The organism is Bacillus sp. FJAT-26390 (genome assembly GCF_001682865.1).
Classification (GTDB): domain Bacteria; phylum Bacillota; class Bacilli; order Paenibacillales; family Paenibacillaceae; genus Pristimantibacillus.
In genome coordinates, this window is record NZ_MAQX01000006.1 from 1 (window position 1) to 22,331 (window position 22,331).

General features: G+C 41.3%; 14 protein-coding genes and 4 pseudogenes. 10 read left to right on the top strand and 8 right to left on the bottom strand.

Features of this window, described 5'->3' with window-relative positions; all coding sequences use genetic code 11:
• Window positions 1–106: 106 nt before the first annotated feature.
• The 3 genes from A7975_RS10605 to A7975_RS10615 all read right to left on the bottom strand — a co-directional run bounded on the left by A7975_RS10605 (window position 107) and on the right by A7975_RS10615 (window position 2,154).
• On the bottom strand, window positions 107–973 hold the full coding sequence (locus A7975_RS10605) for an SDR family oxidoreductase (RefSeq protein ID WP_065385151.1): 867 nt from the start codon (window positions 971–973) through the stop codon (window positions 107–109).
• Window positions 970–1,479: a hypothetical protein gene (locus tag A7975_RS10610; protein WP_176707710.1), complete on the bottom strand. Its 510-nt coding sequence runs from the start codon at window positions 1,477–1,479 to the stop codon at window positions 970–972. The genes A7975_RS10605 and A7975_RS10610 overlap by 4 nt, the downstream gene beginning before the upstream one ends.
• 108 nt (window positions 1,480–1,587) lie before the next feature.
• Window positions 1,588–2,154 carry a MarR family winged helix-turn-helix transcriptional regulator gene (locus A7975_RS10615; protein WP_053377527.1) on the bottom strand — a complete coding sequence of 189 codons (567 nt, stop codon included), beginning with the start codon at window positions 2,152–2,154 and terminating at the stop codon, window positions 1,588–1,590.
• A gap of 404 nt (window positions 2,155–2,558) precedes the next feature.
• Here A7975_RS10615 and A7975_RS10620 point away from each other — a divergent pair, with 404 nt between their 5' ends.
• On the top strand, window positions 2,559–3,413 hold the full coding sequence (locus A7975_RS10620) for a DNA-primase RepB domain-containing protein (protein ID WP_065385152.1): 855 nt from the start codon (window positions 2,559–2,561) through the stop codon (window positions 3,411–3,413).
• A gap of 439 nt (window positions 3,414–3,852) precedes the next feature.
• On the opposite strand, the gene A7975_RS10625 is transcribed toward A7975_RS10620, so the two are convergent.
• The 5 genes from A7975_RS10625 to A7975_RS10650 all read right to left on the bottom strand — a co-directional run bounded on the left by A7975_RS10625 (window position 3,853) and on the right by A7975_RS10650 (window position 12,720).
• The gene (locus A7975_RS10625) at window positions 3,853–7,941 is read right to left on the bottom strand and encodes an S-layer homology domain-containing protein (RefSeq protein ID WP_065385153.1); all 4,089 of its coding nucleotides are present in this window, start codon (window positions 7,939–7,941) and stop codon (window positions 3,853–3,855) included.
• A gap of 2,025 nt (window positions 7,942–9,966) precedes the next feature.
• Window positions 9,967–10,734, bottom strand: a complete 768-nt coding sequence (locus A7975_RS10635) for an ABC transporter permease (protein ID WP_053373217.1) — start codon at window positions 10,732–10,734, stop codon at window positions 9,967–9,969.
• On the bottom strand, window positions 10,735–11,496 hold the full coding sequence (locus A7975_RS10640) for an ABC transporter ATP-binding protein (RefSeq protein ID WP_053373218.1): 762 nt from the start codon (window positions 11,494–11,496) through the stop codon (window positions 10,735–10,737).
• Window positions 11,497–11,509: 13 nt separating this feature from the next.
• The gene (locus A7975_RS10645; protein WP_065385154.1) at window positions 11,510–12,376 is read right to left on the bottom strand and encodes a pentapeptide repeat-containing protein; all 867 of its coding nucleotides are present in this window, start codon (window positions 12,374–12,376) and stop codon (window positions 11,510–11,512) included.
• A 14-nt stretch (window positions 12,377–12,390) separates the two neighbouring features.
• On the bottom strand, window positions 12,391–12,720 hold the full coding sequence (locus tag A7975_RS10650) for a PadR family transcriptional regulator (protein ID WP_053373220.1): 330 nt from the start codon (window positions 12,718–12,720) through the stop codon (window positions 12,391–12,393).
• Between the two features lie 534 nt (window positions 12,721–13,254).
• On the opposite strand from A7975_RS10650, the pseudogene A7975_RS10655 reads away from it, so the two are divergent.
• From A7975_RS10655 to A7975_RS35640, 9 genes and pseudogenes are all read left to right on the top strand, one after another.
• Window positions 13,255–14,462 (top strand): annotated as a pseudogene (locus A7975_RS10655) (IS110 family RNA-guided transposase).
• 1,029 nt (window positions 14,463–15,491) lie between these two features.
• The gene (locus A7975_RS33015; RefSeq protein ID WP_082198134.1) at window positions 15,492–15,728 is read left to right on the top strand and encodes a WGxxGxxG family protein; all 237 of its coding nucleotides are present in this window, start codon (window positions 15,492–15,494) and stop codon (window positions 15,726–15,728) included.
• Between the two features lie 262 nt (window positions 15,729–15,990).
• Window positions 15,991–17,198: pseudogene (locus A7975_RS10665) on the top strand (IS110 family RNA-guided transposase).
• Window positions 17,199–18,227: 1,029 nt separating this feature from the next.
• Window positions 18,228–18,464 (top strand): WGxxGxxG family protein, encoded by a 237-nt coding sequence (locus A7975_RS33020; RefSeq protein ID WP_082198134.1) that lies wholly within the window; start codon window positions 18,228–18,230, stop codon window positions 18,462–18,464.
• A gap of 186 nt (window positions 18,465–18,650) precedes the next feature.
• Window positions 18,651–19,169: a DUF3231 family protein gene (locus tag A7975_RS10675; RefSeq protein ID WP_065385155.1), complete on the top strand. Its 519-nt coding sequence runs from the start codon at window positions 18,651–18,653 to the stop codon at window positions 19,167–19,169.
• A 394-nt stretch (window positions 19,170–19,563) separates the two neighbouring features.
• Window positions 19,564–19,928, top strand: a pseudogene (locus A7975_RS33635) (transposase); the annotation flags it as partial.
• Window positions 19,929–20,957: 1,029 nt separating this feature from the next.
• Window positions 20,958–21,194 carry a WGxxGxxG family protein gene (locus A7975_RS33035; RefSeq protein WP_082198134.1) on the top strand — a complete coding sequence of 79 codons (237 nt, stop codon included), beginning with the start codon at window positions 20,958–20,960 and terminating at the stop codon, window positions 21,192–21,194.
• 186 nt (window positions 21,195–21,380) lie between these two features.
• Entirely contained in the window at window positions 21,381–21,899 is a 519-nt protein-coding gene (locus tag A7975_RS10685; protein WP_065385156.1) for a DUF3231 family protein, read from the top strand.
• Window positions 21,900–21,927: 28 nt separating this feature from the next.
• A pseudogene (locus A7975_RS35640) lies at window positions 21,928–22,054 on the top strand (DUF3231 family protein); the annotation flags it as partial.
• Window positions 22,055–22,331 lie beyond the last annotated feature (277 nt).

Here is a 22,331-nt window from a genome sequence, read left to right on the forward strand (position 1 = left end):
AACGCTCTACAGGAATGCTATCGTTATCCGTTAGCTCAATGACTTGTCTGGGATCGGAACAAAATGCTGCCAACGACACAAATTTCAAAATAGGTGGACTCCGCCTCTACCGGAAATTTTCTACACACTCATGCAGAAAGGCGTCTAGCGTGCGTGGCTCTCTGCCGAGCAATCGCTTCACAGTGTCATTTGGGCTTTCTGGCACCACCGTAGACATGGTTTGAATTTCCACAACGTGGTTCGCGAGCCAAGAAGGCATATGCCCGTGCTCGATAAGATAGCGGAGTAGTACTCGGGGTTCCATGTTGATGTAGCTTATCGGCCGATTAAGCAGGGTGGATAGTCGACTCGCGACCTGGGGATAACTGAAAATTTCCGAACCAGTAAGCGTATATATTTGGCCTGATACCTCGCCATTGGTCAGAGCTTCTGCGGCAACATCTGCGATATCGCGACAGTCAATGAAATTACACGGAGAATCGCCCATGGAGCCGAAGAAAACATTTTGGGTTGTAACCGATGGCGCAAGGCGCATTAAGTTTTGCATAAACGCATAAGGGCGCAACACGGTGTGAGCGAGACCCGATTCCCTCAGTGTTTTCTCGATTTCTTGATGCCAGCCTGCCACTGCCACTGGAGAGCTCTGCTCAAAGGCAGGGCTGGATATTTTTACGATGTGTTTGATTCCAGATTCGGCGGCAATCTGAATGATCGAAGTTTCCAATTCGATTTGTCTTGGACTGTTGGACATGGCAAGGAATAGCTGGCTACAACCTGTGAACGCACTGCGCAGCGACTCGGGGTCGGAAGCATCCGCCGATGCGACCTCGATAGTCGATCGGCCTTTTTCTCCGATCTGATTACGCAACTTCTCTGGCTCTCTGCTCAGCGCCCTGGCGGGTACGCCAAGATCAACCAAACGTTTCAAAAGCGCACTGCCTATCGTACCTGTTGCTCCCATAATAACTATCATTTTTTTCTTCTCCTTTTGGATGAAAAATTAGTTGTGACGGCAAAACGCCATCGCCATGTCACTATCGTGCTTGCTATGAATCCAGACAACGGGAAATCGATCCAGACGCGACCGACCCAGGCCAAGTGATTGCTCGGAATCATGTTTTCCAGTAAAACAGATGTCAACCATGCGGCATATAAGCCAAACGAGGACCCGGCCCATGCAAACACCCCTACCACAACCAAGTGAGGTGCACCGATGACCCATCGTATACGGCCCACTCGGCTGCGCAACAAAAGGCCAATCATCAAAGCAATCAAGGCCGATGCGCCGCCGATTGTGGTCAATGCCCCTATTTGAAGCCCCCTATCGGTAGTAACCAATCCCCCGATACCTGCCATGATGGCAGGAGCAGCATAGGCCATTACAACCTCACGCCATAGTACAAATGTCTTTTTCTTGGAACCAACAGCCTTGATGGCGTAAACATCGTCTGTCTGGTTCGGGTATTTCATCTTGTTCATTTAGTTGCTCCCTTCTTCTTTGAAATAGTTCAACGATTGATTTTAGCGGAATATAATTAGCGTCCTAACTATATGAGGGTAAAAATAGGCTAGCTTCACTAGCCCATTCTACTCACTACTGATATTTCCCTTTGGTTTCGAGCCTAGCTCGCCCGTAAGCGCTGAGATGCCTTGTGTAACTCGGCCTAGCAAGTCGAGAAATACGCTGCGCTCCTCGATACTGAGTAAGCCCACCATTGCTTCTAGCCTAGCGAAATGCTCGGGAGCCATTTCGCGGAGCTTCTTCGCTCCTTCTTCCGTCAAAATAACCGATCTCTGACGGCCATCGTCTGAGCTTGATCGCCGAGATACTAGCCCATCTCGTTCCAGAATGTCGATAAGACCTGTCACTGTAGCACGTGTAACGCCTAGATGCTCCGCTAATTGCGAAGGCAACACTTCTCCTTCGTTATCTTCAAGATCTGCCAATAAACGATATCGGCCTGTTGATAAACCGAATCTAGAGAAATGAATCTCCGAGGCATGCCCAAGCTTTGCTCCCGCTGCCATTAGCCTAGACGCGACGAGTATAGCCTGTGCGTCTATGTCTAGGTTATAGCGATCAATCTGCCGCTTGGATTGGACAAGCGAGGGAATAGCGTCAATATCATCTATTCTTTTATTATTGTTGTTCATACACATAGTATGGCTCCTAACCACTTTTGTGTCAACACATTTTTAGAACACATCAACACCCCTCCTTTCTTCATATCTGGAACAGTATTCCTTCTCGCCCACTGTAAAAGGCTCGATCTCTCTTTTATTCTAAATCTAGTTAGAGCTGTTTGACCTCATCAACCGAATATTATGCCAAATATAATGGAGTTATATAGCTGTATTTGATTATGTTATCTTGCCCGTTACACTACGGATGTAGCCGCACTTCTAATGTCATTCTAGCAAACGCCCTTGATTGTTTTGTTCGCATACCAATATTGAAAAATGGGTATTGTCATTTACACTTGTGTCCTCTTGCCAGAATATGATTGTGTAGAACAGAACCGACAATGTAACGCATGCTATAAAGGAGATGTTGTTCAATGGCACAACGTTTAAGTTCAATGAGCTATTCCAGAAATTTGCGAAGGTTCTCCAGTCACGCACGTCTTTTCATTAAAAAACTAGGCTGCAAGCAGAACGAGCAACTGCATTTTATTTTAGTCCATGACGCTAAAAACAAAAACAAGAGATTCAGCTCTTCTTCTAATCACCCAGCGATGGCACTGCACAAACCTCTAAATCTACTCGAAAAACGTACTCCTCAATTCACGCTTTTTTCCAAGATAAATAAACGCATACATGTTCTCAGTCAAAATAAAAGAGGCTACGCCGTATTTATGGAGATCAATTACCGAGAAACAAGATCTAGTGATTTCAAAAAAATTAGAGCACAGTTCATCGATGTAGATCTAAACAAGATATCAATGCATTTAGACACAAAAGAACAAGTCAAACAGATGATCGAATCCATTCAATCCGATCCTGCAGAAAAGCTCCAATCTATTACAGTAAAAAAAAATAAACAAGGCCAATACCATCTTTTAGCCCTGCGAAAAAAACAAAGAGTAGCAAAATTGAAGAATGCATTTATAAAAAAATTCTGGGCTCACATTAAGGATACGATGATTATCGAAACGAAAAACGGATATCACATCTATTGGGTTCTTCAAAGTGGATCCGTAAGCAAGTTTGTTCCTATTCAAAAAGCTTTAGCCAAAAAATTCAGTTCCGATCCCATGATAACCAATCTATCAAGAGTCATGCGTATGCCTGGCTTTTACCATATGAAAAATCCTACAAGCCCTTTTATGGTTAAGGTCCGACAATTGGGCAGGAAAAAGCCCTTTTCCCAAGAGGAAATTATTCACTCACTGGCATTAGAGCCTATTCATTAACTTATATAAGTCAATCAAGCCTAAGCAGTGTGTAGCATATCTAAGATAGCATATACCCCAACCTCTGCGGTCGGGGTATCACATGGCGGAGGCGAAGGGAGATTAGAATCCTTATCCGAAGATCACTTCCTGTTTTTTTCAAACTGAATCTGATTCTCTTCGGGATTAAAGACACCAAATACATTCAAAAAACAATTCTTCCTTTATTATAATTGATTTCTCTAACGGACCTTTTAACTTAAATATCCGTTCAAATTTATTTAAATTCTTCCTAACTCTTCTTATGTTACAAGAAAATAAAAATCTATTTTTCAAAAGAACAATTCAAGCTTTATATTGCCCACCAAACCATGAAAAACCTGACCTCAGTAGGCCAGGTTTCTCATGGTTTGTGGAAGTGAAATATGGTTTGGCGAATCCAAAATTTATCTCCATCATACTAAGCGTTGGTAAGCTTCAATACCTTCATCAATTGATACAATAAAAGGGCACTCTCTTGACGCTGCGTGTTCTTACCAGTCTGGAAATGGAATGGACTGTTTGTCAGCAGTATTCCATTATCCAACGCAGCGGCATAATATGGTTTTGCCCAATCTGGCAACTTGTCGGGAAACTCTGTCGATGAGGTTTTCTTTATAACTACATTCGCTTCGCTATATTTCAATGCATTCACCAGCATAACAATCATTTCTTGATGCGAAATTTCTTGATTCGGGCGGAAAGTACCGTCGGTATAGCCATTAATCAGGCCAGCGTCGACGGCTGCATTAATCTGAGGTGCATACCAAACTCCATTCGTAATATCTTTAAAACTTTTAGAAGCCTGCACCTTAGGCAAAATACCTAAAGCCCGATTGAGCATGGCAGCAAATTCAGCACGTGTGACAACCGATATTGCCTTGAAGCTTCCGTCAGGGTATCCATTAATAATCATCCTGTTTGCTAACGCTAAGATACTGTCTTTATATGGATTGCCGCTATCCAAATCATTAAACTCAACATGGTTTTGAACAACGGTATAGACGGAATTCCCCTTACGCTTCAATGTCACCTGCAAGTTGCCATCCTTCCACTCCCACGTGGTCGGAACCGGGACATATGTCTGTGTAATTGGATCATAGGTTAAGCCTGCATAAACAGCGTCTTCTTTTTTTGCTAATTTAAAATTCATTATATGTCCAACATAATCAGAGAAATTGGATAAAATGATATCCTGACCGCTTCCTGTCAACTTAACCTCAAATTCCACAGGAACTCCCAACGGCACATTGGTAGTGCTATTGAGTTGAGCGCTCAATTTAGCCTTGTAGTCGCTTGCCGCTTGGCTAATCGTAATGACTACCTTCTGTTCCGAACCACTATTTAATGAACCCGACGAGGACAAGGAATTCACCGGAAGCTGAAGTTTGCCAGATGTTGATTCAAAAATAAGTACTGCATCCTTCGAGTTATTATTAATACTTGATATTGTATTAGAATCCAACTGGAATTGACTGTTTTGAGTTGCTGTTTTTTCATCAGCCTTGATAATGATTATCGGATTTTTCTTGAAGTCGGGATCGCTAATTACATTTGAAATAAATGCTGATGTCACTTTTGTCATAGACGAATAAGTCCCATCTGTGTTTTCTTTGATTGTAGTCACTATCTTGGAGTCTTCAGCATTTGGGCCTCCAGCACTGCCGCCGGGGATTCCCCCACCGCTACCACCGGGAGTTCCTCCACCACTGCCGCCGGGGGTTCCTCCGCTTCCGCCGCTGTCGTCCGTAACAGGAGGAATAACAACTAAAGTACCCGTGCTTTCAAATTTATTAATTGTTTCCCGTGTAATGAAAATTTTATTGCCTGGATCTCCAATATTTAAAATATAAATCGTAATTGTGCTCTGATTCGGCTTAACGATCCCGCCCCCTATGATGACGGTTTGATTCTCTCTGTAAACACGTATAATATCTCCAGCTGCAAGGTTATTCACTATGATCTTATCCGCTTGAATCATGTTTTTGTGTACGGTAATGGATGATTCCAGGATAGCCGGAGTCCGTTTATCTTCGAATAGTATTCTGCTAAAGAATGGCGATATGAAAGTATCACTTTCCATGAAAACGCCAATTCCAAAAGCTTCCTCCGGCACATCCTTCTCTGGAATAGTAACGGAATACGTACTTTGCCCACCATTCACGACGGCTATTTCATCTCCAACGGCACCAAGTGCATCTATAAAATATAAGTAATAACGGACATCGGGTATTTCATTTATTCCCGGCTTCCATGTCACTGTACCCGAAAACTTGTTTATGTCCAAATTCGTATCAGTCGCTGACATGTCGACAGGCAGGTATGTTGGTGCATCATAAATCGGAACCGATAGATGAACCTCCAGCGTACGTTCGCTGCCGTAATTGTCAAATCGAATAATCGGATATAGCCCAATACTGACTGCTCCTTTGGGCAGGGTCGAATTTAATATTTCATAAACAAAGAGCGAATCTGTCGATAAATCCGTCTTCTTATATATTCCAACTTGCATAAGTTTATTGCCTAACCGATCAAGATAGTACGCGGCATATCCTTTAATTCCATCCTGATCGATCGGTGGTTCAAGGGACAAGTACCCGTCAATCATACCGGAGGTCAAATCTTCATCTACGAAAACGGCATTAGCAGGCAGGCGCGTCTCATTCATGACGGTTTGCATCTCTTCAAAGTTATTAAATTTATATAAACGCTTATCAGTTGATACGAAAATGGTATGATCTGCACTCACATAGGCATCTTCAATGTACATTAACAAATCGTATTTTTTTGTTAAACTATCTCTGTCATAGACGGCTCCATTACTGAACACGAGACTCCCGCGCGCATAAATAATCCTTTCTGGATAAGTCCCGAATAGTATAGAAGGTTGGTTGGCATCGAACCTAAGATTTCCATAATACAGATTGTTTTCGTCAAGAAAAATATTGGAATAGTAATAACCATTTGCTATGTTTTTTCTTTCAAGTTGACTAAAATTTTGACTATTGTATCTATAGAGGTTGGAACCATCTCCACCATATAGAATCTCTTGATCCGGATCCAATACATAGCTGTTAGAACTATAGATCCCTGTGCTCCATTCATTATAGACCGTATCCGTAACAGAGGTATAGACAGCCGATGTCACGCTAATACCGCCACCAAATGTCCCGCCATTGTACAGAATCCGACTGTTCTTATCAGGATAGACATTAAATGGGTAGTTCTTCGTGGTAATTTGGGAAGTGGGCTCTTCTGATGGAATCCAGTTTTCCAAATCTATAATATTAATGTGGTTTTCACCTTTAAAGATGACATAAATCTTGTTATTAAAAATTTTAATCTCTCTTGGATTAGAACCGATGAACATCTTCTTAACTTCACTCATATTGTCCTTACGAATAACAACAAGCTCGTTGGTGCTAGCCACAATGGCATAGATGTAAGGAGAATTGTCCGTGGTAGTCCAATCCGTTATCGATTGATCGCTTCTTATAGAATAAGAATTAGCGGTTAAGTTAACGCTAGTCCTTTGCGGAATCGAAAGATCGACTCTAGTGATCTTATTTAAATTATCATACCAATTCTCAATGCCTGCAAGATACGCATGGCCGTTCGAATCGAGCAAGGCAAACCTTTTGTTAGAAGGGAATAGAACCAGCGGAGTATAAGTAGCTTTATCGTATACACCTTGAGTAGTAAGAACATAGGAATCCGTTACGTCCAATATTACAGCTTCGAGATAAGTATAGTCGTCATTTGTTCTAGTATAGGTGCCTGTGGTCTCTAACAGATTATCTTTATTGAATTGATGTCCGCCAAAATATACGGATTGATTATCTATAAATATATGTTTGAGCGATAATGAAGACCCTCCAATCTCCATATCGTCATCTATGTCTTTACTGAGCTCTGCTCCTGTCTCAACGTCTATAGCCGTTATTCCGGCATAAGAAGATAAATTACCGACATAGAGTGTATTGGATAACTCATCAACTGCTAGCGCTACTCTATCAAACAAATAACTACTCTGTAACAAGCTGCTCGTTCGAGTTGCCTTGTCATATTTGTAGATCTTCCTGTCACTTGTTCCGTAGAAAAGATGATTGGGAGTAGCAGCCACCGAGTAAGGTACTTCGTTTGTAATAATCGTGTCCGTTATTTGTTGAGTTACGAGATCAACCGTCTTTATCATAGTCGCTCCAGAAAGCGCAATCTGCAGAGAATGCCCATCCTTTGCAAGATAATACGGGTTTGAACCAACATTCAGCATTTTTTCGATCTTAAAATCGCTAAGTCGAATAAAATAAAGATGATTTGACGAGCTAGAGATTGCATAGATATAACCAGCATCTTCATCCATTAGCCAGTCCGTCAAATCATTCGGGAGAGAGAGGTTTAGCGATTCCGTTGCTGAATCTGCGCTGACAGTTGGGGCCACAACCCCCAATGAGTTAAACAACATAAATAATAGTAATAGTAAAGTTAATATTTTTCTCCCTGTTTTCATGTGCTGGTTCCCTTCTATTTTTTAGTATGCCTACCAAATTAATGATACTATAAGGTCCCAATATTTTCTATATAATTTACACTAATGTAATTTCCCAATCAAAAATGTCCATACAAAGGCTCTGGGTGTTATTCGCCGCGAAAAAAACAACCTCTTGCGGTCAGGGTTTCATCTGGTTTACCACTATTGTCTTGCAGGAATACACATATTTTGTATCTCCTGTACTCCGGGTACGAACCCCAAATTAAAATATACGGACTCCGCATCATTGACTTCCATGACATACAGTCGTAGAACTGGGTATTTATCTTTTAAAGTAGCCAAGGCTCTTTGCAACTTACGTGTAGCCAATCCTTTGCATTAGGTGCCATTCTTACGCCCCCGATTTTAGTCTCTCCCTTATAAATCCAAAAAGCATTTCTTCGCGGAGCTGCATAACTTTCTTCTCAAAAAAATCCTTTATATTGCATGTTATAATGTACCGAACAATACAATCCCCATTCTTCTGGCTCCGCCTGACGAATGCAATATTCGCTTGATATGTGATAAGTTATCGTATTTACACACCAATCGCTTAGTGGATGCCCTATTCCTCCTTATTAATTTTCAAAATAATAATTAGTGAGCACGACATACTAATGATTGCTTCACCTTAAAATACTCAATAATTGCAAAAAGACTACAAATGAACATAGCTTCATCTGTAGCCTCTAATCTCCTAGGTAACCCCTATTCACAGGCATGAAGTACGTAATACCTGATATATACATAAAATCAGCGCACTCATAAGTCGCTCCAGAGTAAGTGGTATATAATAGTGCTGTCGTTCTTCATTTACGAGCGCTGCTAATAGAAGCTCTATAGATAATAACTGCGAATACCTCCATTGAGGCCTCATATATTCAGCTATTTCTTCAACTCATTAAGCACAACAATAATCACGACACCATTCACTCCTATCCACTGCTTATTTGCCAATACTAACAACGAGTTTAATTATTCTCAAGTTACTAAATAATTATAGAGGTATTCTACCAGTACGTTATCCTACACATAACAAAAACCCGATCAAGGAAATGCCCCTTTAAAATAAAAAAACAAGACAAGTACAGCATAGTTCCTAGTCAGAACTGCATCACCCATCTTGCTAATTATTGAATTAAATGATCTTATAGATGCCTTGCTTATTGTTCCCAAGACTAAAAATCCATCCAAAAAAATTGAGAGATAGCGAGAATGAGTCCAATAGCATTCACGACGATAAAGAACCACTTTTTGGCCCTTCGACTTAACGGCTCTGACCCTACTAGCAAAGTCCAAACCAAAATTCCGTTTAATACAACCATAATAATGAGAGCCAGCCACCAATTAGCTACCATTACCATTTCACCATCCCTCGACTTGAATACCCAGTATCTAGAACCACCATTAAATTACAATATCCCTCTCTTCCTTGTCAAGATCTAGAAACAAATTGCTTTTAATTTTCATTGTCTACACAAAGTAAATAGTGGTCGTAAGATTGCAGTAAAAATTTCTCAGTAGTCAAACTACTAAGAGAAAAAATCCGAACAGTCCTTACTACCCTACAAAAACACCATTCATTTACTTTCACCCAAGTGTCATCATAGGCGACATTACCAATCGAAAACAATTATAGGCGTATGCACTGGAATTGGCGCCTTCTTGCGAAAAATGGGTATTCGGAAAGATCGTTTGCCGGTATTAAATCAATCGCACTTATAGTCTCCTGATTGATCAGATGTGTGCTTCTGCTTTTTTGTTCGCTCATAGTTGTCCTTTAATATTTTTCTTCTCCGGCATCGATTCCTCTTCCGCCTAGTTATATCCAAAAGAACGCAATAAGCAATTTAAATGAAAACAATAACTTAGAATCGTTTTCGACATAAAAAAGCACTGATGAAGAAAAGTCATCAGTGCTTTTTTGCTGCTTATTTCCATGAAATGAAGATTCATCACATGCAAGACACCTACCAGATTATCATTACTGCCCGAAGTCCTTCTTCACACTCTCTTTTTGTACACCCTCATTGCAAAGAAATAGGCTACGAACAAAATCCCGACGCACCACGCAAGTGCGACCCATATATCATTGCCCACAGGCTGATCTGACAGCAGCGCACGGATAGCCTCTACGATCGAGGTCACCGGCTGATTTTCAGCGAAGGCACGAACGACCGCAGGCATCGACTCGGTCGGAACAAACGCCGAGCTGATAAACGGTAGGAAGATAAGCGGGTAGGAAAAGGCACTTGCGCCATCGACCGTTTTTGCAGACAGACCTGCAATGGCCGCTATCCAAGTTAATGCCAGCGTAAACAGAGCGAGTATGCCGACAACCGCAAGCCACGACAGTATTCCCGCAGACGAATGAAAGCCCATAATCAAAGCTATGATAATGATAATAATTAGGGATATAGCGTTGGATACTAGCGAGGTGAGTACATGTCCCCAAAGAAATGCGGAGCGTGAAATAGGCATGGTTTGAAACCGCTCGAATATGCCCTTCTGCACATCATTGAACAGTCGAAAAGCCGTGTAGGATATTCCGCTAGCAATGGCGATTAAAAGTATGCCTGGCAGCAGGTAATTCACATAGTTATCCGTTCCGGTTTGAATGGCGCCTCCGAACACATAGACGAACAGCAGCATCAACGCAATCGGCGTGATGGCTACCGTAATGATGGTGTCCATGCTGCGGGAAATATGACGCATAGAACGTCCTAGCATAATGCTTACATCACTGAAGAAGTGCTTTTTTACTCCCTCCATTTATTTTCCCTCCCTTTTGCCCACGATTGCAAGGAAAATATCCTCTAATGTCGGCTGTTTTTCAACATATTCCACTTTTGCTAGTGGGAACAGCTGTTTCAGCTCCGAAAGCGTGCCGCTGGCAATAATCTTGCCCTCATGCAGAATGGCAATTTTGTCGGCAAGCTGCTCTGCCTCTTCCAGATACTGCGTGGTGAGAAGAACCGTCGTACCTCCGACCGCAAGCTCTTTGACAATCTTCCATACCTCGATACGTGCCTCAGGGTCGAGTCCGGTGGTCGGCTCGTCGAGGAATATGATTTTTGGTTTTCCCACAAGGCTCAAGGCGATGTCGAGCCTGCGGCGCATACCACCCGAATAAGTGGATACTCTGCGGTCTGCGGCATCTGTCAGGCCGAAGCTTTTAAGCAAATCGTCTGCAACCTGTCGTGGGTTTTTAAGGTATCTTAGCTTGGCAATCAAGATCAGATTTTCCCGTCCGGTCAATAATTCGTCAACGGCGGCAAATTGACCGGTCAGACTGATCGCTTGTCGCACATTCTCTGGTTTTGAAGCAACATCGAATCCGTTTACGGTAACGGATCCGCCATCTTGTTTGAGCAGTGTGGTGAGGATTTTGACAACCGTAGTCTTGCCTGCCCCGTTGGACCCGAGCAACGCGAAAATACTGCCCTCTTCCACCTCAAAATCTACGCCCTTTAGGACCTGAAGATCCTTATAGGATTTTTCGAGCCCGGTTACTTTAATTGATTTGTTTGGCATATTTTTATCCCCCTTAAATTACGGTAACCTTAGACAGATTGGCCTCCATGCCCTTAAGAGAGGCATAAGTCAACTTATCCATCATCGCTCCGTCAAAGCAGATCGTTTTAATGACGCGATAGTATTTCTTCGTTAACGTAAATCCTGAAACAAAAGACACATTTTTAAGCGTTGCTCCCCTAAACGAAACTTCGTTTAATGCCGCCTTGTCAAACTTAACGCCGATAAAGGTTTGCCCGTCAAAACGCTGCCCGCCCAAGGCGGAGTACTTGAAGTCAACCCCATCAAATAAACATCCTTCAAAAATCGTTTTGCTTAGATCGGTTAGCGTTAACGTCACGTCGGTCAGTCTTACTCCTGTGAATTTGGCTCCGTCAAGCCCCGACTTGCTGAAATTGGTTCGTAAAAGGATCGTCTTATTGAAGCTTGCATTTGTCAGGTCAAGTCCGGATAGGCTGCAGTCCGTCAGATTCGCGCCGTCAAAATTGGCTTCGCGAACGTCGCTGCTCTTAAACGAACTGCCGGTCAAATCTGCTCCTGAAAAGTCGGAGCCGTGCAACGCGCTACCTTTAAACAGTCCTTTATGGGCCGTAACGCCTGCAAAGTCGCTTTTCGCCAGGTTGCTTGCGCTAAAGTTTGTCACCACCTGACGTTCCAGCGAGCGGGAGAGGTTGGCGACCTCCAGGATCGTTTGCTCGATGTCGCCGATACTCTCAATTGTCATCTTAAACGCTGTCTCATCATCCTTGCCCTCCGCTTTGAGTTCACGGAACCGCTCCTGTAAATCGGAGTGCAGATCGGCCTTTAATTCGGTGACGCTTTTTACTCCATCGTATGGCGTAAATACGCCGTTCAAGTAATTCGTCAATTTCTGATGCATAAAATCATCTCTCCTTATAATAAGTTTTCTAGAACGCGCTTCGCGTACTCCCAGTTGCTTATATTGCGGACGTACGCAACCTTACCCTTTTCGGTAATTCTAAAATATTTACGGCGTCCTCCTTGGGATTCATCCCCCCAAAACCACTCTATATCACCGTCCGCCTCAAGCCGTCGGACGCTGGAGTACATCGTGGCTTCCTTTAATTCATACTCACCGCCCGAGCGATCGGCAATCAGCTTGACGATCTCGTAACCGTAGCGGTCAGCTTCGGATAAGAGCCGCAAGATCATCGTATCGGTATGTCCGCGCAGCAGGTCGGATGTAATTTTGTTTTCACTCATGTAATCACCTCGCATTTGTATAATACGACACATTACTATGACTGTCAAGGTAGTATTTTAAATTGATTACTTTGCCTATGAGTGAAGGTTCTTGTTCGCAATGAGGAATCACAAAAACAAAAAAACCGCGCTATGCGCGGTGCTTCATGGATGTATGTTCATGTCCTTTAACAATGCAGTGTCACTCTAAATAGTTACCGCTTCATCCGACATGCCCAACGTTCATTTTCCAATCGGTTTGACCTTAGTGATACATTTTAAAATGCTGCTTTTAAGCTAACCTGTCCGTTCGTATTATGAGATCATCCATTTCTTTCTGGTTGATCCTTTTTGCATTAGCTTCGAGGATTAGAGTAGCCGGGTCAAACGTACCTGCCCGTGGGACTTGATCCCGAGCGCTATAATGTTCACCCCTACTTGTCATGACCATGATTGAGGCTGGTTGGGACGTGGATCCCGTATCTCATGCGATGCTGTGGAGCGACAAGGAGGTTCATAGGGGCTGCCGGTAAATCTACTTCGAGGAGTGAAAAAATGAACCCTGTTATAGGGCTAGACATTTCTAAAGAAGAAAGCCACGGACAAGCTTTCTTAGATCGAGGAAAACCATACCGCGAGATATTCCATTTCGAACATACACGGGATGGTCTCGAGATATTGCTTCAAGTTATTCATGACATCGAACATGAATCAGGTCATCGACCTACAGTGATTCTGGAAGCAACCGGGCACTATCAAAGCCCTGTTGTCCAATTTCTAGAGGAGTATCACTATTTATTTTTCGTTATCAATCCGCTCATTTCTAATCGGCTTCGAAAAACCAATCTTCGTAAAGTGAAAACGGATGCTGCTGGCGCTTATCTTCTGGGCGAGCTTTACTATAGGGAGGAATTCGAACCATTCAAAAAAAGAGGTGTGCAACTGCTTAATATGCGTGATCTGACGCGACAATACGAGTCCTTCTCCAAGATGTGCGTGCAGACGAAGCTTCAATTCCAAGCCGTTCTGGATCAAGTTTTCCCAGCGTACAAAGGTGTTTTCGGGGCTATGTATGCTAACGTGTCCCTTCGCTTCTTACATGAATTTCCGACTTCATCCTCAGTTCTGGAAGTCAGTGAAGAGACATTAAAAATTACAATCAATACTCTTCTATCTTCAAAACATGGGCGATCAGAAAGGTGGATTAACGAACGAGTTCAACGGTTGCTCGATGCCGCAAAACAAAACCCATTTCAGCAAACGATGTATGCGAGCCACTTGATTAATCTTAAGATCTTGATCAGCCTTATTCTTCAGTACCAGGAGCATCTTTCTGAGTTGGAACAGACCATAGATGCCCTGGCTACTGAGATTGAAGAGTATGAATTAATCCAGTCGATTCCCGGTATTGGCCCTAAAATTGCTGCAACAATTTTAGCGGAAATTGGAGAAGTCGACAGATTTGATCATCCAAAGAAACTGGTTACCTTTGCAGGAATAGACCTCAGCGTTTTTGCTTCTGGCAAGTTACAGCAACACGTAATCGAATCACTAAACGTGGTTCCAGACAGCTTAGATACGCACTAGTTATGGCGGTACAGTGTGGACTAATCCGCTCTCGCAACACTCGAATTAAAGAGTTTTACGAACGCAAAAGAGCTGCAGGAAAACCTCACAAAGTGGCTTTAGTGGCGTGTGCGAATAAGTTAGTTCACTGGTTGTATGCCATATTAAAAAGTAAGAACTCATTCCGTCCAGCATAGTAGACAATTGATGATATAACCTTCCAACACCACTCAAATTGGAGGGTTGTTTGGCATGTTCATTAATCAATATAACACAAGTTCTCGAGTTGTTTTGCTGGTAATGTTGACAAGCTATTAGCTGGTGTAGCTTAAGAAAAGAAGTGCCTTAACATGAATAAGAAATCAAAACCCGACCTCACGAGGTCGGGTTTTTCATGGTATTGGTGGAGGCGAGGGGGCCCGCCGCCCCTTAAATACAGAATATTTTCTCAGTACATTCTCACTCCAAAAGGCCCTTTTCTGTAAGACTTAAAACACTCATAAATTTCATGTCAAATAATACCATATGAATCGAATGTAATATCACTCTCTACAGGAACAATTTGAGCACAACAGCCATCGTGGCTACACTCAATTTGAGCAACTACTTCTGGTCACTTCTAACTGTAAACGAGCAGTATCCTCAGTTATCCGAAATTGACTCCTTCCCTGTTTTACCTCATTAATTAGTACCTCTTTCTGTATGCTTCGCCAAGAACCCATCCAGAATCTCAGCCATTGGCCCGTTTGCCAACGGTCCCTTCAGCTCGTTCCTAACCAATAGCAAAGCAGCAGCTGGAGGCATATGGATCGTCCTTAGCGCTTCGATCAGAGTATTCTCTTCGTCACTTAGTCGTTTTATGTACTGCAACTCTATCGGTTCAGGTGTTATCACCAGTTTCACTCTCTCTCATGGGATGGTTTTTACTTCCAAGTACACGACATCGTCAAATTCCGTTTTGACTATGTTCTTGTCACTTGAAAATTACAGGAAGTGCTGTCACACATTCCCCTTCAAAGTATTAGCTAATGTGATCGCTATTAACCAAGGCGGACAAATCTTGTCTTATGTCATTCCTTACATTTTTATTTATCTTTATTTCCTCCTAATATCTTGATATTTGTTCGATAAGGTTAAATAATGTCTGTTGACCAAATGTATAAATATTTGCATTGAAACAAAAAATAAAGTTGTTTTTAATTCCAAAAAGTGAATGGGGTATTAAAATGAAGAGAGTGATGATAGTTATTAGCTTAATCGGTTGTATCATGATGTTTTCGGCTATTCCTGTATCTGCAGAAAGTTATGACCGTTCAAATAACGGAACTACAATGAACGCAAATAACTACAGAACAAATGCAACAACAGATGATGATGGTTTTGATTGGGGTTGGCTTGGTCTCTTAGGTTTACTTGGTTTAGCAGGAGCTAGAAATCGTGCTCGAGATCGCGATCGTGCTTAAGTGTTGAATTAGATCACACAAACACCCCCAGTTATCACTGGGGGTAGGTATTTGTGTGCGATTACAAACTCAGAAAAAAAATATCTTCAACAGATTCCTTTATGCTATTAAGTACCATGTAATATTTATCTCCACTCGGAGACATATTAACCGAGTCAAAATTAAGAATANTGGGACGTGGATCCCGTATCTCATGCGATGCTGTGGAGCGACAAGGAGGTTCATAGGGGCTGCCGGTAAATCTACTTCGAGGAGTGAAAAAATGAACCCTGTTATAGGGCTAGACATTTCTAAAGAAGAAAGCCACGGACAAGCTTTCTTAGATCGAGGAAAACCATACCGCGAGATATTCCATTTCGAACATACACGGGATGGTCTCGAGATATTGCTTCAAGTTATTCATGACATCGAACATGAATCAGGTCATCGACCTACAGTGATTCTGGAAGCAACCGGGCACTATCAAAGCCCTGTTGTCCAATTTCTAGAGGAGTATCACTATTTATTTTTCGTTATCAATCCGCTCATTTCTAATCGGCTTCGAAAAACCAATCTTCGTAAAGTGAAAACGGATGCTGCTGGCGCTTATCTTCTGGGCGAGCTTTACTATAGGGAGGAATTCGAACCATTCAAAAAAAGAGGTGTGCAACTGCTTAATATGCGTGATCTGACGCGACAATACGAGTCCTTCTCCAAGATGTGCGTGCAGACGAAGCTTCAATTCCAAGCCGTTCTGGATCAAGTTTTCCCAGCGTACAAAGGTGTTTTCGGGGCTATGTATGCTAACGTGTCCCTTCGCTTCTTACATGAATTTCCGACTTCATCCTCAGTTCTGGAAGTCAGTGAAGAGACATTAAAAATTACAATCAATACTCTTCTATCTTCAAAACATGGGCGATCAGAAAGGTGGATTAACGAACGAGTTCAACGGTTGCTCGATGCCGCAAAACAAAACCCATTTCAGCAAACGATGTATGCGAGCCACTTGATTAATCTTAAGATCTTGATCAGCCTTATTCTTCAGTACCAGGAGCATCTTTCTGAGTTGGAACAGACCATAGATGCCCTGGCTACTGAGATTGAAGAGTATGAATTAATCCAGTCGATTCCCGGTATTGGCCCTAAAATTGCTGCAACAATTTTAGCGGAAATTGGAGAAGTCGACAGATTTGATCATCCAAAGAAACTGGTTACCTTTGCAGGAATAGACCTCAGCGTTTTTGCTTCTGGCAAGTTACAGCAACACGTAATCGAATCACTAAACGTGGTTCCAGACAGCTTAGATACGCACTAGTTATGGCGGTACAGTGTGGACTAATCCGCTCTCGCAACACTCGAATTAAAGAGTTTTACGAACGCAAAAGAGCTGCAGGAAAACCTCACAAAGTGGCTTTAGTGGCGTGTGCGAATAAGTTAGTTCACTGGTTGTATGCCATATTAAAAAGTAAGAACTCATTCCGTCCAGCATAGTAGACAATTGATGATATAACCTTCCAACACCACTCAAATTGGAGGGTTGTTTGGCATGTTCATTAATCAATATAACACAAGTTCTCGAGTTGTTTTGCTGGTAATGTTGACAAGCTATTAGCTGGTGTAGCTTAAGAAAAGAAGTGCCTTAACATGAATAAGAAATCAAAACCCGACCTCACGAGGTCGGGTTTTTCATGGTATTGGTGGAGGCGAGGGGGCCCGCCGCCCCTTAAATACAGAATATTTTCTCAGTACATTCTCACTCCAAAAGGCCCTTTTCTGTAAGACTTAAAACACTCATAAATTTCATGTCAAATAATACCATATGAATCGAATGTAATATCACTCTCTACAGGAACAATTTGAGCACAACAGCCATCGTGGCTACACTCAATTTGAGCAACTACTTCTGGTCACTTCTAACTGTAAACGAGCAGTATCCTCAGTTATCCGAAATTGACTCCTTCCCTGTTTTACCTCATTAATTAGTACCTCTTTCTGTATGCTTCGCCAAGAACCCATCCAGAATCTCAGCCATTGGCCCGTTTGCCAACGGTCCCTTCAGCTCGTTCCTAACCAATAGCAAAGCAGCAGCTGGAGGCATATGGATCGTCCTTAGCGCTTCGATCAGAGTATTCTCTTCGTCACTTAGTCGTTTTATGTACTGCAACTCTATCGGTTCAGGTGTTATCACCAGTTTCACTCTCTCTCATGGGATGGTTTTTACTTCCAAGTACACGACATCGTCAAATTCCGTTTTGACTATGTTCTTGTCACTTGAAAATTACAGGAAGTGCTGTCACACATTCCCCTTCAAAGTATTAGCTAATGTGATCGCTATTAACCAAGGCGGACAAATCTTGTCTTATGTCATTCCTTACATTTTTATTTATCTTTATTTCCTCCTAATATCTTGATATTTGTTCGATAAGGTTAAATAATGTCTGTTGACCAAATGTATAAATATTTGCATTGAAACAAAAAATAAAGTTGTTTTTAATTCCAAAAAGTGAATGGGGTATTAAAATGAAGAGAGTGATGATAGTTATTAGCTTAATCGGTTGTATCATGATGTTTTCGGCTATTCCTGTATCTGCAGAAAGTTATGACCGTTCAAATAACGGAACTACAATGAACGCAAATAACTACAGAACAAATGCAACAACAGATGATGATGGTTTTGATTGGGGTTGGCTTGGTCTCTTAGGTTTACTTGGTTTAGCAGGAGCTAGAAATCGTGCTCGAGATCGCGATCGTGCTTAAGTGTTGAATTAGATCACACAAACACCCCCAGTTATCACTGGGGGTAGGTATTTGTGTGCGATTACAAACTCAGAAAAAAAATATCTTCAACAGATTCCTTTATGCTATTAAGTACCATGTAATATTTATCTCCACTCGGAGACATATTAACCGAGTCAAAATTAAGAATAAAAGGAGCATTACTAAATGGGAATATTAAACGGCAATCCAAAAGATGAACCCATGCATTACGGTGAAGTATTTAGTGTTTGGCAAGCTTCTACGGTGGCAAAAGGTTCTATATCTTGCTATCAAGCTTATTTAAACCACGCCGGCGACAAAGAACTTAAAAAGGTGCTGGACGCACTCATTGATCAAGCAAAACTTGAAATTAAGGAACTAGATGCATTGCTTACTGATAACGGGATTGCTGCCACTCCAGTAATGCCTGAAAGACCGTCAGTAAAACTTGAAGATATCCCTGTAGGTGCAAGATTTACAGATCCCGAAATTTCAGCTAAGATTGCAGCTGACACTTCGATGGGGTTAGTAGCTTGTAGTCAAGTTATGGGTCAATCCATAAGGGAGGATATTGGCGCTTTGTTTGCAAAATACCATATTACAAAAACAGCATTAGGCTTAAAAATACTTGAGATGAGTAAAGATAAGGGGTGGCTTATTCCTCCTCCATTACAAATCAAAAGGCCTGAAACTGTTAAAGTCTAATGTAAATCCTATCCCTTTGGGATAGGATTTTTCTTATTTTATCAAGACGCTATAATAAATTTTGGATACAAAAAATAAAGTTGGATATATTATTTTCAAATTAGGAGCTGAAATTATGTGGGAGGAAAATATAAATTGATGAAAAATACATATTTCAAACCAAAACAGCCCAATAATTGTAAAGGATGTTTATGGGGGAATTGGGATGGGCTACGACAATTTTGTTCTAAACAAAACTGTATTAAATTGAAATGATTTATTGGGTCAAAGTATTAAATTTCCTCCCTGGGATAAAATACATAACGTTTCACTCCCTAATGCTGCATCTCGATTTAATTCGAATATGCAGCTTTTTTATGTATTGGTAGCTATTAATCAATAAAAAATCTCTTTNATTCCCGGTATTGGCCCTAAAATTGCTGCAACAATTTTAGCGGAAATTGGAGAAGTCGACAGATTTGATCATCCAAAGAAACTGGTTACCTTTGCAGGAATAGACCTCAGCGTTTTTGCTTCTGGCAAGTTACAGCAACACGTAATCGAATCACTAAACGTGGTTCCAGACAGCTTAGATACGCACTAGTTATGGCGGTACAGTGTGGACTAATCCGCTCTCGCAACACTCGAATTAAAGAGTTTTACGAACGCAAAAGAGCTGCAGGAAAACCTCACAAAGTGGCTTTAGTGGCGTGTGCGAATAAGTTAGTTCACTGGTTGTATGCCATATTAAAAAGTAAGAACTCATTCCGTCCAGCATAGTAGACAATTGATGATATAACCTTCCAACACCACTCAAATTGGAGGGTTGTTTGGCATGTTCATTAATCAATATAACACAAGTTCTCGAGTTGTTTTGCTGGTAATGTTGACAAGCTATTAGCTGGTGTAGCTTAAGAAAAGAAGTGCCTTAACATGAATAAGAAATCAAAACCCGACCTCACGAGGTCGGGTTTTTCATGGTATTGGTGGAGGCGAGGGGGCCCGCCGCCCCTTAAATACAGAATATTTTCTCAGTACATTCTCACTCCAAAAGGCCCTTTTCTGTAAGACTTAAAACACTCATAAATTTCATGTCAAATAATACCATATGAATCGAATGTAATATCACTCTCTACAGGAACAATTTGAGCACAACAGCCATCGTGGCTACACTCAATTTGAGCAACTACTTCTGGTCACTTCTAACTGTAAACGAGCAGTATCCTCAGTTATCCGAAATTGACTCCTTCCCTGTTTTACCTCATTAATTAGTACCTCTTTCTGTATGCTTCGCCAAGAACCCATCCAGAATCTCAGCCATTGGCCCGTTTGCCAACGGTCCCTTCAGCTCGTTCCTAACCAATAGCAAAGCAGCAGCTGGAGGCATATGGATCGTCCTTAGCGCTTCGATCAGAGTATTCTCTTCGTCACTTAGTCGTTTTATGTACTGCAACTCTATCGGTTCAGGTGTTATCACCAGTTTCACTCTCTCTCATGGGATGGTTTTTACTTCCAAGTACACGACATCGTCAAATTCCGTTTTGACTATGTTCTTGTCACTTGAAAATTACAGGAAGTGCTGTCACACATTCCCCTTCAAAGTATTAGCTAATGTGATCGCTATTAACCAAGGCGGACAAATCTTGTCTTATGTCATTCCTTACATTTTTATTTATCTTTATTTCCTCCTAATATCTTGATATTTGTTCGATAAGGTTAAATAATGTCTGTTGACCAAATGTATAAATATTTGCATTGAAACAAAAAATAAAGTTGTTTTTAATTCCAAAAAGTGAATGGGGTATTAAAATGAAGAGAGTGATGATAGTTATTAGCTTAATCGGTTGTATCATGATGTTTTCGGCTATTCCTGTATCTGCAGAAAGTTATGACCGTTCAAATAACGGAACTACAATGAACGCAAATAACTACAGAACAAATGCAACAACAGATGATGATGGTTTTGATTGGGGTTGGCTTGGTCTCTTAGGTTTACTTGGTTTAGCAGGAGCTAGAAATCGTGCTCGAGATCGCGATCGTGCTTAAGTGTTGAATTAGATCACACAAACACCCCCAGTTATCACTGGGGGTAGGTATTTGTGTGCGATTACAAACTCAGAAAAAAAATATCTTCAACAGATTCCTTTATGCTATTAAGTACCATGTAATATTTATCTCCACTCGGAGACATATTAACCGAGTCAAAATTAAGAATAAAAGGAGCATTACTAAATGGGAATATTAAACGGCAATCCAAAAGATGAACCCATGCATTACGGTGAAGTATTTAGTGTTTGGCAAGCTTCTACGGTGGCAAAAGGCGCTGTATCTTGCTATCAAGCTTATTTAAACCACGCCGGCGACAAAGAACTTAAAAAGGTGCTGGACGCACTCATTGATCAAGCAAAACTTGAAATTAAGGAACTAGATGCATTGCTTACTGATAACGGGATTGCTGCCACTCCAGTAATGCCTGAAAGACCGTCAGTAAAACTTGAAGATATCCCTGTAGGTGCAAGATTTACAGATCCCGAAATTTCAGCTAAGATTGCAGCTGACACTTCGATGGGGTTAGTAGCTTGTAGTCAAGTTATGGGTCAATCCATAAGGGAGGATATTGGCGCTTTGTTTGCAAAATACCATATTACAAAAACAGCATTAGGCTTAAAAATACTTGAGATGAGTAAAGATAAGGGGTGGCTTATTCCTCCTCCATTACAAATCAAAAGGCCTGAAACTGTTAAAGTCTAATGTAAATCCTATCCCTTTGGGATAGGANTTTGTTTGCAAAATACCATATTACAAAAACAGCATTAGGCTTAAAAATACTTGAGATGAGTAAAGATAAGGGGTGGCTTATTCCTCCTCCATTACAAATCAAAAGGCCTGAAACTGTTAAAGTCTAATGTAAATCCTATCCCTTTGGGATAGGATTTTTCTTATTTTATCAAGACGCTATAATAAATTTTGGATACAAAAAATAAAGTTGGATATATTATTTTCAAATTAGGAGCTGAAATTATGTGGGAGGAAAATATAAATTGATGAAAAATACATATTTCAAACCAAAACAGCCCAATAATTGTAAAGGATGTTTATGGGGGAATTGGGATGGGCTACGACAATTTTGTTCTAAACAAAACTGTATTAAATTGAAATGATTTATTGGGTCAAAGTATTAAA